The 14,609-nt window shown below is 71.2% G+C and carries 16 protein-coding genes; 6 read left to right on the top strand and 10 right to left on the bottom strand.

From position 1 onward, the window contains the following. Positions 1-10: 10 nt before the first annotated feature. The 6 genes from Adu01nite_RS38535 to Adu01nite_RS38510 all read right to left on the bottom strand — a co-directional run bounded on the left by Adu01nite_RS38535 (position 11) and on the right by Adu01nite_RS38510 (position 6,170). Positions 11-994, bottom strand: a complete 984-nt coding sequence (locus Adu01nite_RS38535; protein ID WP_203734272.1) for an arabinan endo-1,5-alpha-L-arabinosidase — start codon at positions 992-994, stop codon at positions 11-13. 112 nt (positions 995-1,106) lie between these two features. After that, positions 1,107-3,227 carry a sensor histidine kinase gene (locus Adu01nite_RS38530; protein WP_203734271.1) on the bottom strand — a complete coding sequence of 707 codons (2,121 nt, stop codon included), beginning with the start codon at positions 3,225-3,227 and terminating at the stop codon, positions 1,107-1,109. Between the two features lie 35 nt (positions 3,228-3,262). Then, on the bottom strand, positions 3,263-3,940 hold the full coding sequence (gene trmB / locus Adu01nite_RS38525) for a tRNA (guanosine(46)-N7)-methyltransferase TrmB (protein WP_203734270.1): 678 nt from the start codon (positions 3,938-3,940) through the stop codon (positions 3,263-3,265). A gap of 55 nt (positions 3,941-3,995) precedes the next feature. Further along, positions 3,996-4,385 carry a hypothetical protein gene (locus Adu01nite_RS38520; protein ID WP_203734269.1) on the bottom strand — a complete coding sequence of 130 codons (390 nt, stop codon included), beginning with the start codon at positions 4,383-4,385 and terminating at the stop codon, positions 3,996-3,998. Positions 4,386-4,469: 84 nt separating this feature from the next. Then, positions 4,470-5,408, bottom strand: coding sequence for a TolB family protein (locus tag Adu01nite_RS38515; RefSeq protein WP_239133027.1), 939 nt, complete (start codon positions 5,406-5,408; stop codon positions 4,470-4,472). A gap of 96 nt (positions 5,409-5,504) precedes the next feature. Further along, a complete protein-coding gene (locus Adu01nite_RS38510) occupies positions 5,505-6,170 on the bottom strand; it encodes a MerR family transcriptional regulator (RefSeq protein ID WP_203734267.1) in 666 nt (221 codons plus the stop codon). Between the two features lie 96 nt (positions 6,171-6,266). Here Adu01nite_RS38510 and Adu01nite_RS38505 point away from each other — a divergent pair, with 96 nt between their 5' ends. Further along, positions 6,267-6,761: a DUF4188 domain-containing protein gene (locus tag Adu01nite_RS38505; RefSeq protein WP_203734266.1), complete on the top strand. Its 495-nt coding sequence runs from the start codon at positions 6,267-6,269 to the stop codon at positions 6,759-6,761. A 66-nt stretch (positions 6,762-6,827) separates the two neighbouring features. On the opposite strand, the gene Adu01nite_RS38500 is transcribed toward Adu01nite_RS38505, so the two are convergent. Beyond that, positions 6,828-7,433 (bottom strand): hypothetical protein, encoded by a 606-nt coding sequence (locus Adu01nite_RS38500; RefSeq protein WP_203734336.1) that lies wholly within the window; start codon positions 7,431-7,433, stop codon positions 6,828-6,830. 106 nt (positions 7,434-7,539) lie between these two features. Continuing rightward, a complete protein-coding gene (locus tag Adu01nite_RS38495; protein ID WP_203734265.1) occupies positions 7,540-8,961 on the bottom strand; it encodes an MFS transporter in 1,422 nt (473 codons plus the stop codon). A gap of 85 nt (positions 8,962-9,046) precedes the next feature. Between Adu01nite_RS38495 and Adu01nite_RS38490 the strand changes: the two genes are divergently transcribed. Continuing rightward, the gene (locus Adu01nite_RS38490; protein ID WP_203734264.1) at positions 9,047-10,003 is read left to right on the top strand and encodes an Lrp/AsnC family transcriptional regulator; all 957 of its coding nucleotides are present in this window, start codon (positions 9,047-9,049) and stop codon (positions 10,001-10,003) included. A gap of 5 nt (positions 10,004-10,008) precedes the next feature. Here Adu01nite_RS38490 and Adu01nite_RS38485 read toward each other — a convergent pair whose 3' ends face one another. Then, positions 10,009-10,887 (bottom strand): fructosamine kinase family protein, encoded by an 879-nt coding sequence (locus tag Adu01nite_RS38485; RefSeq protein WP_203734263.1) that lies wholly within the window; start codon positions 10,885-10,887, stop codon positions 10,009-10,011. Between Adu01nite_RS38485 and Adu01nite_RS38480 the strand changes: the two genes are divergently transcribed. From Adu01nite_RS38480 to Adu01nite_RS38465, 4 genes are all read left to right on the top strand, one after another. Further along, complete coding sequence (locus tag Adu01nite_RS38480; RefSeq protein ID WP_203734262.1) at positions 10,886-11,131, top strand: hypothetical protein; 246 nt, start codon at positions 10,886-10,888, stop codon at positions 11,129-11,131. The genes Adu01nite_RS38485 and Adu01nite_RS38480 overlap by 2 nt on opposite strands. 50 nt (positions 11,132-11,181) lie before the next feature. Then, positions 11,182-11,793, top strand: coding sequence for an RNA polymerase sigma factor (locus tag Adu01nite_RS38475; RefSeq protein WP_239133026.1), 612 nt, complete (start codon positions 11,182-11,184; stop codon positions 11,791-11,793). A 3-nt stretch (positions 11,794-11,796) separates the two neighbouring features. Next, the gene (locus tag Adu01nite_RS38470; RefSeq protein WP_203734260.1) at positions 11,797-12,759 is read left to right on the top strand and encodes a CU044_5270 family protein; all 963 of its coding nucleotides are present in this window, start codon (positions 11,797-11,799) and stop codon (positions 12,757-12,759) included. 76 nt (positions 12,760-12,835) lie between these two features. Continuing rightward, positions 12,836-13,582, top strand: a complete 747-nt coding sequence (locus Adu01nite_RS38465; RefSeq protein WP_203734259.1) for an alpha/beta hydrolase — start codon at positions 12,836-12,838, stop codon at positions 13,580-13,582. Positions 13,583-13,585: 3 nt separating this feature from the next. Here the strand turns inward: Adu01nite_RS38465 and Adu01nite_RS38460 are convergent, their stop codons facing one another. Continuing rightward, entirely contained in the window at positions 13,586-14,491 is a 906-nt protein-coding gene (locus Adu01nite_RS38460; protein WP_203734258.1) for a proteasome assembly chaperone family protein, read from the bottom strand. Positions 14,492-14,609 lie beyond the last annotated feature (118 nt).

Genomic DNA, 14,609 nt, shown 5'->3' with positions numbered 1-14,609 from the left:
ACGTTCCTCCTCAGTAGACGTAGGGCCAGGCGGACGAGTCCCAGCCGAGCAGGTTGATGCCGAGCTTGGCGGCGCCGGAGCTGGTGTAGTAGTGGTAGACCAGCACGTCCTGGGTCCCGTCGGCGATGACCGCCGGGTGCCCGGGGCCGTAGACGGCGTCGTGCGCGGCGAGGATCTGGGTGCCGCCGCCCGCGGTCGTCGCGACGCCGGCCCGGTCCACGTACGGCCCGGTCACCGTCTTCGAGCGGGCCACCATGGTCCGGTAGGTGCTGGACGCGCCCTGGCAGCAGAAGTCGAACGACATGAACAGGTAGTAGTAGCCGCCGTGGTAGTAGATGAACGGCGCCTCGACCGACTTCGAGTTCACGAACCGCTCGGCGATGTTGTACATCGCGCTGTCCGCCCGCTTGCCGCTGCTCGGGTTGATCTTGACCATCTTGATGCCGCTCCAGAAGGAGCCGAACGACAGCCACCATTCACCGGAGGGAGTGACGGTGAGGTTCGGGTCGATCGCGTTCCAGCCGCTGCTGGTGGTGGACTCGATGACCTTGCCGTAGTTGGTCCACGAGCCGGCCGCGCCGGTGGTGCTGCCGGCCAGGAAGATCGCCGACTTGCTGGAGCCGAAGCTGGAGGCGGCGTAGTACATCAGGTACTTGCCGCCCTGATAGGAGATGTCCGGCGCCCACAGGTTGGCGTCGCCGTTGGTGTACGGGTCGGCCCACGAGGTGCCGTTGGGGAACGCCTTACCGGCGTCGGCGAACGCGGTCCGGTCGGACGAGGTCTTCAGCGTGATGCCGGCGCCGGTGGTGGCGAGGAGGTAACCACCGGTGGGTCGCTTCACGATCGTGGGGTCGTGCGCCCCGGTCGAGCCGGTGACCAGCCCCGGATTGGGGTAGGTCGCGGCGTCGGCCGAGGACAGGCCGTAGATGCTGGCCGTCGCCGCCACTAGGGCGGTGACACCGGCCAGCATGGTGGTGCGCAGGCGGAATCGCATGGGGGGTGCCTTCCGAGTCGGTGGACTGCTCGGGGAAGCAGTGGCCGAAGGGGTGCAAAAGGTTGCTCGCACCCCGGTAGATGTTTCGGAAGGCGTCGATACAACAAAAACCTCAGCGGGCATCCATCGGCAGCCGCACCAGGACGGTGGTGCCCGGTCCCTCGTGGTCGACCAGCTCGATGCTGCCGTGGTGCCGGGAGACGACCGCGCGGCTCAGCGTCATGCCGAGGCCGGTGCCCGGGATCGTCTTGTCCCGTCCCCGGCTGGTGCGGTAGAGGCCGGTGAACAGTTTCTCCCGCTCGTCGGCGGTCACCCCCAGCCCGGTGTCGGAGACCGCCAGCTCGGCGGCGCGGCCGGCCGCCCGCAGGGTCACCCCGATGTGGCCGCCGTCCGGGCTGTACTTGACCGCGTTGCCGAGCAGGTTGTCGACGACCTGGCGCAGCCGTTTGCGGTCGCCCGGCAGCACCAGGTTCGCCGGCAGCTCGTCGTCGATGACCAGCGGCGCGTCCTGGACCGCGGCGCGCGCCTTGGCCACCGAGTCGCGGACCACCTCGGCCAGGTCCATCGGCGCCAGCTGCACGTCGGCGTGCCCGGCGTCCAGCGCGGACAGCTCCATCAGCTCGGTGATGATGTGCCGCAGCTGGTTGGTGTTGCGGTCGATCACCTCGAGCAGCCGCGGCCCGTCGGCGACCAGGCTCGCGTCGTCGGCCTCGCGCAGCAGTTCGGTGTAGGCACTGATCGAGGTGAGCGGGGTACGCAGCTCGTGCCCGATCAGCGCCAGGTATTCGTTCTTCGAGCGGTTCAGCTGCAGCTGCAGGTCCTCGACCAGGCGCCGCTCGACGAACTGGCCGATGTGCGCGGCGATCCCGGCCATCAGCGCCAGCAACTCGTCCTCGGAGTCCTCGACGGTGTCGGCGAAGACGGTGAGCACGCCGAGCGTCTCGAACCCCTCCCGGACCGGCACGGCCAGCGCCGCGTGCAGCCGGGACGACGCGGCGACCTCCTTGGAGATCAGACTCTGCGGCTGGCCCACGTCGCGGATCCACAGCGGCTTGCCCACCTGCCAGGCCCGGCCGGCCAGCCCCTGCCCGAACGGCAGGTCGACCGGGACGGCGATCTCGGTGTCCCGACCGGGGGCGCTCCAGTGCGCGGCCGAGCGCACCACCCCCGCGGCCTGGTCGACCAGCCACAGCTCGGCGTGCGCCCATTCGAGGGTGCCGACCACCGCCTCCAGCACCCGCGGGCCGGCCGCCTCGATGCTCGGCGCCTCGGCCAGCGCGGTGGTGACGGCCAGCTCGCAGGTCCGGAACCGCTCCACCCGGCGGCGGCGGGTCACGTCCTGCACGGCCTGCACCGCGCCGACGGTGTGCCCGCCCGGCCCGGTGATCGGGTGCGCGTCGACCAGGTAGTGCCGGGTGCGGCCGTCCGGGCCGTGCAGGATCACCTCGTCGTCGCGTAGGTGATCACCGCGCAGCGCCCGGAACAGGCCCAGGTCGTTCTGGCTCAGCGGCCGGCCGTCGGCGTCGGTGAAACCGTCGGCGGGCAGCGCGTCACCGGGCAGCCCGGCGTCCTCCCACATCTGCCGCATCCGCTCGTTGACGAACACGATGCTGCCGTCGGCGTCGCAGGCGGTGACACCGTCGTGCAGGCTGCCGAGCACCGCGTCCAGGAAGCGGCGCTGCTGGTCGATCTCGTAGCGGGCCAGCTGCTCGGTGATCAGCAGGGTGCACACCTGGGCGGCCTCGGCGACCGCGGCGACCTCGTCGAGGGTCCACTTCCGCGGTTCGGGGTCGGAGGCGCAGCAGACGCCGAGCACGGCACCCTGCTGGTCGCGTACCGAATGACCGAGATACGCGCCGTGCCGCGCGGCACCCAGACCGGCCCCCCGCTCGTCGGCGGCGAGATCGCTGATCACCACCGGGTCGTCGTTGTGCAGCACCAGCCCGGTCAGGGAGTTGTCGATCGGCGTGTCGGCGATCTCGTCCCATGAGCCGGCCACACCCCAGCCGCCGTAGAGCCGCAGCCGCCCGCCCTGCAGGAAGTGGATCAGGCCGACCGGCGCGTGCGCGGCCCTGGCCACCAGCGCCGCCAGCTGATCGGCGGCACCGCTGGTCAGCACGCCACGATGCAGCTCGGCCGAGATGGGCAGCAGGCCTTCCTCGAGTAGGCCTGGCCGCCATCCGGCCGCCGCCCGATTGGTAGGCCATGCCCGTCCGGCGTCTTCCACCACCATGCCCTACCTCCGGCTTTCAGCCTAAAGGTGGTGATTCACGGGCGGCGCTGGAATCGCAGATCCGCGATGGGCCGACCGGCGGTTGTGCCACGGCGCTCGAATTTCGTCTCCGGTCGGCCCGCCCGATCGTCGCCCGCTCGCTCCAGCCCGGGGTCGGCCGCCAGAACCTCGGCCATCGCCTCGGCGTAGTGCGGCCAGTCGGTGGCGCAGTGCAGCACACCGCCCGGGCGCAACCGTTCGCGCAGCAGGGCGACGTTGTCCGGGCGGATCAGCCGGCGCTTGTGATGACGGGCCTTCGGCCAAGGATCCGGAAAAAATACGTGTACGGCGTCGAGCGCGCCCGGCGCGATCCGGTGCACCAGCTCCATCGCGTCGCCGTGCGCGACCCGGACATTGGTCAGACCCTGCTCGCCGACCAGCGCGAGCAGGTTCCCGATGCCCGGGGTGTGCACCTCGACGCCCAGATAGCCGCGGCCCGGGTCGGCGGCCGCCATCGCGGCCGTGGTGTCACCCATCCCGAACCCGATCTCCAGCACCACCAGGTCGTCGTTTCCGAACAGCCGGCCCAGGTCGAGCGGAGTGCGGTCACCGTCCTCGACGGTCAGCCCGAAGCGCGGCCACAACTCGGCGTGCGCGTCATGGTGCCGCGAACTCATCCGCCCCCGGCGGGGGTGGAAGGTGCGGATCGGGCGTTGGCCGGCGCTGTTCGTCATAGCGCCGACAACGATAGGGCCAGGGTCTGCCCTGCCGGTCACGCAGGGCTGACCCCTAGGCCGAGACGTCGATGCGCCGCGGGCCGCTCGCCGCCAGGTAGGTCAGCGCCTTGTCCAGGTACGACCCGAGTGGGCTGGGGGCGCTCGCCCGCTGGTAGCGGTGGTGCAGATCCTTGAGGTAGACCGCGGTGACCGGCTGCCCGGGCGCCAGGTGGCCGGTGGCCCGCTCGGCCGCGAGGGCGGTCGCGAAGCTCGTCGGCTTGTCCTTCTCCGGATCGAAGTCCGGGCCCACCCGCTGCCCGGTGACCTGGAAGATGAGCTCCCGGTCGGACGGGGTCAGGGCCTCGAAGTCGTGGTTCCGGTTCTTCTCCACCTGCGCCCGCCGGGGCGGAGCCGAGAGGGGCGGGTAATGGGTGCGTGTCGTTCCCAGGCCGGAGACGGTCATATGCTGATCCCCACGTGCGTATGCGGGATGGCAACCTGGTTGCCACCGGTCTGAACTTCTGTTCGGCACCTTCCCCGCCACCGCTTAGCGGATGGCGCGGACACTCGGCTGCGAACCTTCCCGGAACGGCGTCCGGGACCCGTCGGCCAGGCCGACCATCATCACCCACGAGTGCCCCCGGTACTGGCCGGTGACCAGGCCGTGCGTGCTGTCGGTGTACGCCATCTCGCGGTCCCCGACCCCGCCGACGGTGCGCTTGACCCGGGTCGCCGGGTCGTACTCGACCAGGTGCACCGGCTCGTTCTGGGCGGCCGTCTCACCCTCCTGGTAGGCGGTCCAGGAGAGCCGCTGCCCGTCCGATCGCCAGCCCGGCACCACCGCGAAGCCCCGGTTCTGCAGGCTGCCCCCGCCGTACGCGGCCACCGCCTGCTCGCCGCCGGTCGCCACCGTGCCCACGCTCAGGCAGGCGTCGTAGACCGACTCGCAGTCCCCGCCCCGGAACGCGATCTTGGCACCGTCCGGCGACCAGGCCACCGCGTCATCGATGCGCAGCCGCTCGGTCAGGGTCGCGGTCTTGCCGCCGACCGCGATCGCCGGCTCGGCCGGCAGTTCCTCGCCGCGGCAGTCGCGCGGGAACAGCACCTCGGGCGTTGCCTTGGCGGTTACCGTGGAGATCCGGTAGACCCCCGGCCCGCCGGCGCAGGACAGCGAGGCGAAGGCGATCCACTTACCGTCCGGCGACCAGGACGGCCCGGCGGCGGCGCGGGTGGTGAGCCGGCGCGCGGTGCCGCCGTCGGCCGTCATGGCCCAGAGCTGACCACCCTTGAGGTACGCGATCTGGCGGCCGTCGGGCGACCACTGCGGGCGGGAGCGGCCGCCGCCGGTGGTCAGCCGGCTCTCCCCGCCGCTCCTGCTGACATAGATGTCGCCGTTGCGGACGTACGCGACCGGGTTGCTGCTGCTCGCGGCCGTGGCCGGCGCCGCCCCGGCGAGCCCGCCGGCGATCGCGCCACTGGTTGCCATGATTGCGGTGATCTTCTTCATGACCTGCATAACGGAACGCCCCCCGACGCGCCTCGCCCCTCGCTTACACCGAGCCCATCGTCCGCAACCATTTCGCTACTGAGGGATTCTCGGATTCTCTTGCGGCGGCTCGATGACACCGAGTTGGCGAGCGCTCTCGTGCTGGTGGGCGAGCAGGCGCAGAGCGCTGAACAGGGCCTCGCCGAACACCGTGCCGAGCACCACCAGCTCCATTTGGGAAGCCGGGTCGGGGCGGGCCAGAACGGTGCCGACCTCGACGGCCGCGATCGAGGCGGCCGAGTCGGCATAGCTGTCGAGGTTGGCGAGCAGCTCCTCGACGCCGAGCGAGCCGCCGGTCGTGAGGGTGTCGGCCACCAGGTCGATCTCGGGGGAGTCGGGGTGGACGAGCCAGCCGCGCTCGACGATCAGGGCCAGCACCCGCTTGCGGGCGGCCTGCCAGTCGGGCGTCTCCCGGTCGGGCCGGTGCCGCGGCGCGATCGCCGACTGGGCCGTCCCGAGCAGCTCGAGCGGATCGCCGGCGTGCGCGCCGAGCGCCGCGACCACATCGCGCGCGCCCGCGACCGACACGCCGCCGACGTCGATCAGCGCCCGCACGAGCAGCAGTCGCCGCAGGTGCTCGTCACCGTAATCGGCCTGGTTGGCGGCCGTGGCGGCGCCCGGCGGCAGCAGTCCCTCCCGCAGGTAGTACTTGATCGTCGGGATCGGCACCCCGCTCCGCCTGCTCAGTTCTCCCACGCGCACCTTGCGATCATCCCCTTCCGAGTGGATAGTCTAACTATCGGAAGCGGATAGTGCTGATATCTAAAACTCAGCTATCTGATCTTTACGGAGGCGATGATGGCGAAGGTTGTTCCCGGCTGGATGACCGCGGAGGTCGACGGAGACTTCGTGGTCTTCCTGATCGGCATGCGCATCAACAAGTGGTGGAAGCTCCACAAGTGGCTGCCGATCGCGGCCACGATGGGCCCGATGATGCGCGAGCTGATCCGCCGTAAGGAGCTCGGCCTGCTGCACTTCACGTCTTGGGCCGGCCCGCGCGGCACGCTGATGGTCCAATATTGGCGCAGCGTCGAACACCTCGAGGACTTCGCGAAGGACGCCCGCCTGCCGCACCACCCGGCCTGGAAGCGCTGGAACAAATTGGTCGGCAGCAGCGGCGACGTCGGCGTCTGGCACGAGACCTACGTCGTCCAGAACGGCACGTTCGAAGTCCTCTACGGCAACATGCCGCCCTTCGGCCTCGCCGAGGCCGGCCGCGCGGTGCCGCTCACCCGTGCCACCCGCGGCGCAGCGGGCCGCCGCGCCAACAACGCCGACCAGGCCGCCGCCTGACCGCGCGCCGAGCGGAGGGGGTGGGTGGCCGCCGCCGCCCGGGCGGCGGCGGCCACGACTGGCCGGTCAGGCGACGGTTGTCGACCACATGGCGGTGAAGGCGGCAGCCTCGCCGGCCAGCCAAGTCTCGATGTCGGCCGGCTTGACGCCCGGGTCGATGCGGTGGGTGACGCCGCGGCGCAGGTCGACCAGGACCGGCTCGGCGTTGGGCAGGATCTGGTCCATGTGCCGGGCCATCAGATGCAGCGCGGCGGTGACCGCCTCGGGCGTCGGCGGCGCCTCGTCGAAGTGCAGCCGCACCGCTTGCCGTGTCCCGTCCTCGTAGCGGAGGCCGAAGTGCGGGTTGATCTTCACGGCCAGCGGCCCGACCAGGGTGAGAGCGTCCCGCGTCTGCGCGAGCCCGACCTGCTCCGGGTCGCCGAGCGAGGCCAGGTAGGCCAGCGCGCCGGTGCTGACCGCCTCATAGAGCGGCTTCCATCGGTCTTTCACCAGATCGGTGACGCCGGAGAGATAGCTGCCGCCGGTGCGGAAGGCGATGTCGGCCTTGAGCGCCTTGACCAACTGGCCGTGCGGGTTGAAGCCGGACCGCCGCTCCCGGGCCTTGCGCAGCCCGCCCACGAAGGTCGCCTTGGCGGGCCCGGTGCGGGTCACGTAGCGAGTGAAGCCGAGCATCGTCGCGTACGGCGGGATCGTCGGGGTGGAAACTGGCACAGTGGACAAAACAGGCGCGGTCACGTTGATCTCCTCGCAGGTCACGGCCCCTTTTAGTACACACATTCTAATCGACGGGTACGACATTCCCCAACCCCGCCGAGGTGCCCGCGGGTAGGTCTGCGGCGGCGGGCCTGCGGACCAGGACGAGCACCAGGATCCCGGCGGTCAGGGCGGTTCCGGAGGCGACCAGGAGGGTCGCGTTCAGGCCGTCGGCGAACCCGGCCGGCGAGCCGTGCCCGGCCGCGATCCGATCGGTGAAGACGGTCCCGAAGATGGCGACGCCGAACGCGAGCCCGAGCTGACGGAACGTGTTGAGCGCCCCGCCGGCCATCCCGCTGCGCTCGCGCGGCACCTCGGCCAGCACCGCCGAAGCGTTCGTGGGCAGCACGCAGCCGACGCCGAGACCGACCACGATCAGTCCGGGGATCAGCACCGCGCCGCTGCTGTCCGGGCCGATCCTGGCCTGCAGCAGGTTGCCGGCGGCGATCAGGAGCAGGCCGAGGCCGACGGTCCAGCGCGGGGCGATCCGCTGCAGGAGTCGGCCGGCGGACGCGCCGACGACCAGGGCGGCGGCGGCCATCGGGAGGGCGCCGTACAGGCCGGCGTCGACCGGGCCGTTGCCGAGCACCTGCTGCAACCAGACCATGCTGAACGGCAGGTAGCCGAACGCGGCGGCCTGGGTGAGGAACGCGGCGACGATCAGCACGGCGAACGGCGCCCGGCGGAACAGGGTCAGGTCGAGCATCGGGTGGTCCGAGCGGGCTTCGGTGCGAAGGAACAGGACCAGGGCGACCAGGCCGGCGGCGAACGCGGCCAGGGCTACGCCGTCGGTCCAGCCGGCGTCACCGGCGCGGATCAGGCCGTACGTCACGGCCGCCGCTGCCACCGTGAAGCTGATCGTGCCGGGCAGGTCGAAGCGGCCACCCCGCGGCGCCCGGGACTCGCTCACCCCGCGCACCGTGAACCAGATCGCGACCAGGCAGATCGGAAGGTTGACCAGGAACACCCAGCGCCAGCCGAGGTGCTCGGTGAGCAGGCCACCGGCGAGCGGGCCGGCCGCGGCGGCGACGCCGTTGACCGCGCCCCAGACGCCGAACGCGACGCCCCGGTCGCGGCCCTGGTAGGTGAAGTTGAGCAGGGCGGCGGTGCACGCGAACATGGCCGCGCCGCCGAAACCCTGGAGGATCCGGGCGGCGATCAGGGCCTGTTCGTTCGGGGCGACCGCGCAGAGCAGCGAGGAGATCGCGAAGATGCCGATCCCGATCAGGTAGGTGCGGCGGCGGCCGAACCGGTCGGCGAGCGAGCCGGCGCCGAGCACGAGGGCGGCCAGCGACAGGGCGTACCCGTCGATGACCCACTGGAGGTCGGTGTAGTCCGCCGTGAAGTCGTCGGAGATCGCCGGCAGGGCGACGACGACGATGAGGACGTCCACCAGTAGTAGGAAGGTGCCGAGGCAGACCGCGATGAGTGGTGACCATTTACGCATGCATTGCAGGATCCGGGTCTCCGCATCAATATCCCCAGCTAGATTCGTCATTCCTGCGGATCTCGACATTCGCTAGGCTGATGCGGTGGAAATCGATGACCTGGACCGGCAGGTGACGCACGCGCTGCGGATCAACGGCCGGGCCGGGTATAGAGAGATCGGCACGGTGCTCGGCGTCTCCGACCAGACGGTCGCCCGGCGTTATCACCGGTTGCGCGCCGAGGCGGGCGTGCGGGTGGTCGGCCTCCCCAACCCCATCGAGCTGGGGTATGAGACCTGGCTGCTCCGCGTGCGCGCCGCCCCCGACGCGGCGGTGCAGATCGCCGGCGCACTGGCCCGCCGTGCGGACACCGGCTGGGTGTCGATCACCTCGGGCGGCACCGAGATCGCCTGCAACGTACGGGTGCCGGCCTCGGCCGACCGGGAGACCCTGCTGCTGCAGAAGCTGCCCCGGACCCCGCGGGTGATCTCGGTCAGCGCGCACTGCGTGGTCCACCAGTTCGTCGGCGGAGCGGTCGGCCCGGACCTGCACGACGACGCGCTGACCGCCGAGCAGATCGCCGCGCTGACCATCGAAAAGGGCGACAACCGGTCGGCGGCGCGCCTCACCACCGCGGACGCGCCGCTGCTGGCGGCGCTCGCCTGGGACGGGCGGCTCAGCTACGCGGAGCTGGCGGCCACCACCGGCTGGCCGGAGTCGACCACCCGCCGCCGGGTGCAGGAGCTGTTCGAGTCCGGGTCGCTCTACACCGACGTGGAGACCAAGTCCGAGCTGTACGGGTTCCGTGCCCCCGTCCTGCTCTGGTTGACGGTGAGCCCGTCCCGGCTGGCGGCGGTCGGTGCGGCGCTCCGCGAGCACGAGGAGGTCGTCTTCGCGGCGGCCACCACCGGGCCGACGAACGTGCTGGCCCTCGCCAACTGCCGGGACATGCCGGCGTTCTACCGATACCTGACCGAGAAGCTGGGCTCGCTGGACGGTGTGGAGCGGATCGAGTCGGAGCCGCTGCTACGCAACGTCAAGCAGCTCGGCACCGTTCGTTGACCTGATCACGCCGACGTCCGGAACGGGGCGAGGGTGCTGCGGATGATCTCGGCCGCGCCCCAGTCCGGGTCGAACTGGGCCACCACGGCGAGGTGCTGTCGCAACTGGACGATCGGCATCCGGGCCCGCCAGTCGCGGTCGAGGGCGGTCAGCTCCGCGTAGACCGCGAAGAACCGGTCCGCCTCCGGTGGGGGTGCGGTGGACCAGACGTGCGCGAGGTCGACCTCGGCCCACATGTAGGACACCGCCGGGTCGATCACCGCGGGCCGGCCGTCCGGGGTGGCCATCAGGTTCTGGGTCCACAGGTCGCCGTGCGTCAGGCAGGCCGGCCGTTCCGGGAGCAGCTCGGGCAGCCGATCACACAGCCGTACCAGCGCGGCCCGGTCGCCGGCGTCGAGCGCGGCCTCGACGCGCGGCTCGCCGAGCCATCGGAGCAGCCGGTGCTCGGCGAAGAACGCGAAGCCGTCGTCGTGCCAGGTGTTGATCTGCCGCCGACGGCCCAGCCAGTTGTCCCGGTGCCAGCCGAAGCGCGGGTGGACCGTACCCACATGCAGGTGGGCAAGGGCGTGGGCGAACTCCTCCCAGAACGCCGCGCCGCCGGGCTTCGGTCGTAGTGCGGACAGCACGAGCAGCTCCCGGTTCGCCAGGATCACGTCGGGGGTCGCCAGGCCGCCGAGCTCGCGCAGGGCGGCCAGCCCTTCGGCCTCGGCGCCGAACACGTCGTCGTCCGGTGGGTCGGCGAAGGCCTTGACGAACACCGGCGGTGCGTCCCGGCGGGTCGCGATGCCGGCGAGCGCCGCGAGCCCACCCGTCGCCGGCTCGACCGCGACGACATCGCCCATCCCGGCCCGGTGCAGGCAGTCGAGCAGAAACGTCGAGCGCATGGTGGAGCTCCTTGGGCAGAATGCGGCGGTGACCGAGACGACGCTGCCCAGCCGGCTTCCCGACCTCGACGGCACGGTCGCCGGCGGTGATCCGCTGCGCGACCGGGGCCGGTCCGAAGTCTGGCGGATCCGCCTGGACGGTGTCACCCCGAAATCGGTGATCGCCAAGCGGGGTCTCGGCGAGCCGGCCGCCGACCCGGCCCGTGACTGGATCGACGAGTTGGTCACCGAGCTGCGCCGGTAACTTTTCGGCGGCGGGCGGGAACTCGCGCCGTGCTGAGGACAGGTATGGACGTGGATCTACCTACTCGAACCCAGCTCCGGGCCGGCGACCGGGTCGCCTTCGGCGTGCTGTTCGACGCCTTCGCGGGCGCCGTGCACCGGTACGCGATGCGCTGGACCGGCGACCGCTCGGCCGCCGAGGACGTGGTGTCCCTGACGTTCCTCGAAGCGTGGCGGCTGCACGAGAAGCTGCTGCCCGAGGGCGGCAGTGTGCTGCCGTGGCTGCTCGGCATCGCCACCAACGTGCTGCGCAACACCGGCCGGTCGGCGCGGCGGCACCGCGAGGCCCTGCTGCGCATGCCGGTGCCGCCGCCCGAGCCGGATTTCGCGGACGAGCTGGTCGACCGGGTGCACGACGCGGCCCGCCTCGCCGCGGCGCAGCGTGCGGTCGGGCGGCTGCGCCGGGCGGAGCGCGAGGTGGTCCTGCTCTGCGTGTGGAGCGGCCTCGACTACGCCGGCGCGGCCGAAGCGCTCGGCGTGCCGGTCGGCACCGTGCGGTCCCGGCTGTCCCGGGCCCGCGAGAAGCTCCGCAAACTCGTCGCCGCGGATCCGGAACTCATACCGAGCCGGCAGACAGCAACAGGTGGCCGCGCGTTCGCGGCCCGGTCGATCGAGAAGGGCTAGCCGATGGACAAGGACATCGAGGAACTGCGCGGGCTGCTGCCGGCGCCGGTGTCGGCGGACCTCACGGCCGACCGCCACCGGTTGTTGAAGGAGCACCTGATGCAGGAGATCACCGAGCCCGCCGTTGCGCGTCGGCAACGCCGCCGACTGGCGGTGGCGCTCGTCGCCGCGGCCGCGGTCGCGGGACTGGCCACGGTCGGCGCCGTGATGGGGCTGCGCGACGAGCCGGCCAGGGCGCCCGTCGTGGCGCTGCCGAGCGCGACCGCGACCACCACGAAGCCCGGCCTTCCGGACACCCCGCTCGGGCAGTTCGCCACCCAGGTGGCGCTGGTCGCGAGCCAGTCCGACCTCACCGTCGGCAAGGACCAGTACCTGTACGTGAAGAGCCGGGTCGCCTTCCGCAACGGCGAGGGGCGCGACAAGGATCTCGGGCTCGACCCGCTGCACGACCGCGAGATCTGGCTGCCGGGCGACGCCAAGAAGAAAGCCCTGGTGAAGGAGAACGGCCACACCGAGGAGTTCAGCGTCGGCCAGACCAACGAGCAGCGTTTCGCGGGCCTGCCGACCGACCCGCACCGGCTGCTGGAAAAGATCTACAAGGACACGGCGGGGACCGGCCATGGCCGCGAGGAAGCGGCCTTCGACCAGATCCACTACTACCTCGTCGAGGCGCTGCCGCCCAGCCCGGAGCTGCTCGCCGCGCTCTACCAGGCGGCCGCCCTCATCCCGGGGGTGGAGAAGGTCGACGCGGTCGACGCGATCGGCCGGCACGGCGTGGCGCTCGCCCTGCACGACAAGTTCGACGGATCCCGCAGCGAGTGGATCTTCAACCCGAAGACCTTCGCCTACCTGGGGGAGCGCAGCGTCCAGGTGGAATCGAAGGACGGTCGCAAGGCCGGCGGGATCAACAGCACCACCGCCGTACTCGAGGTCGCGGTGGTCGACAAGGCCGGCCAGAGCAAGTAGCTGACGTACGCGGCGGCGCGGGCTCTTGGGTCCGCGCCGCCACGCCCGTCGGGCCGTCTGCGCAAGACTGGTGCCCATGGCTGTGATCCGATGCGACTTCTTTGCCGAGACCCTCGAACTCAGCACCTCGATGACCGTGGTGCTGCCGCAGGAGGGTGCCACGCCGCCGCCGGTGCTCTATCTCCTGCACGGGCTCACCGACGACCACACCGCGTGGACCAGGTTCACCTCGATCGAGCGGTATGCGGCCGACAAAGGGCTGGCCGTGGTCATGCCGCAGGTGCATCGCAGCTTCTACGCCAACGAAGCGGTCGGCATGCGCTTCTGGGATTTCCTGAGCGAGGAGCTGCCGGCCACCGTCGACCGGTTCTTCAAGGTCTCCGGCCGGCGCGAGGACACGTACGTGGCCGGGCTGTCGATGGGTGGCTACGGAGCCCTCAAGTGGGCGCTGCGCGACCCGGCGCGCTTCGCGGCCGCGGCCAGTCTCTCCGGTGCGCTGGACCTCGCGTACATCCAGGAATTTGATTTGCGGCCGCACATCCGTGGCCTGATGCCGCGGGTTTTCGCGGACCGGCAGGTGCGCGACGGTGACGAGGACCTGATGCACCTGGTCCGGACCGCCGATCCGGCGGCGCTGCCGCGGCTGTTCCTGCGTTGCGGCACCGAGGACGTGCTGCTCAAGCAGAACGAGCGCTTCGTGGCCGCGGCGCAGGCGGCCGGGGTGGCGCTGGACGCCGGCTTCGGGCCCGGTGAGCACGTCTGGCAGTACTGGGACGACCAGATCCGCATAGTGCTCGACTGGATGCTGCCGAAGCCGGCGTGAGCGCTACTCCCCGTCGCGGGCCTGCTCGGCCAGGAACCGTTCCAGCTCGGCGCCCAGCTCCTCGGCGGTCGGCAGCGGGGTGTCGCTGTCGGCCAGCAGGTTGGCCTCCCGGCCGCGCAGGAACGCGTCGTACTGCGCTTCGAGGGAGGTGACCAGGCGGCCGGCCTGCTCGTCGTCGGCGATCTGCTTGTCGACGTCGGCGCGGACAAGCTCGGCGGCCTTGCGCAGCTGGCTGGTCGGCAGGGCCAGCCCGGTGCTGGACGAGACCGAGTCGGCGAGCAGCTCGGCGGCGGCCGGATAGCTGGTCTGGGCCAGGTAGTGCGGGACGTGCGCGGCGTAGCCCATGGCGTCCCGGCCGGCCTGGCCGAGCCGGAACTCGAGCAGGTTGCCGACGCTGGCCGGCACCTGCACCCGCTGCAGCCACGACTCCCGGTCGCCGAGCAGGCGCTGGTCGGTGGCGTGCGCGGTGATGCTGACCGGGCGAGTGTGCGGCACCGCCATCGGAATCGCGTTGAGGCCGACGGTGAGCTCGACGCCGAAGCGGTCGATGAGCCCGGTCACGGCCGCGATGAACCGCTCCCACTGCAGGTCGGGCTCGGGGCCGGCGAGCAGCAGGAACTGCGTGCCGAGCTGGTCGCGGACCAGGTGCAGGGCGAGGCTGGGCTGATCGTAGGACTCCCAGTGGTCCTCGACGAAGATCATCGAAGGGCGGCGGGAGCGGTAGTCCAGCAGTTGGTCGAGGTCGAACGTCGCCACGACCTGGGTGTCGAGGGTGTCCAGCAGATTTTCGCGGAACAGCTGAATCGCGCTGCCCGCGTCGACGAACCCGGTGAGCGCCTGGACCAGTATCGGCTTGTCCAGGGCCGGCAGGTCGTCGGCCAACTCGTAGAGCTCGTTGGGGTCGAGCACGTCGACGACCTCCTGTGCTTGAAAAGCGGGGTAACGATGAGAAACAACGACCGGTAGCCGTTCATTCCGGTCATCACCCGATCTTGCCAAAGGTGCGGTAGATCTCAGCCTGGGCACA

Origin of the sequence: Paractinoplanes durhamensis (assembly GCF_016862175.1) — a bacterium.
In the GTDB taxonomy this organism is placed as follows: domain Bacteria; phylum Actinomycetota; class Actinomycetes; order Mycobacteriales; family Micromonosporaceae; genus Actinoplanes; species Actinoplanes durhamensis.
Note: the sequence above shows the minus strand (reverse complement) of the source record. Positions and strands in the feature narration are given on the sequence as shown.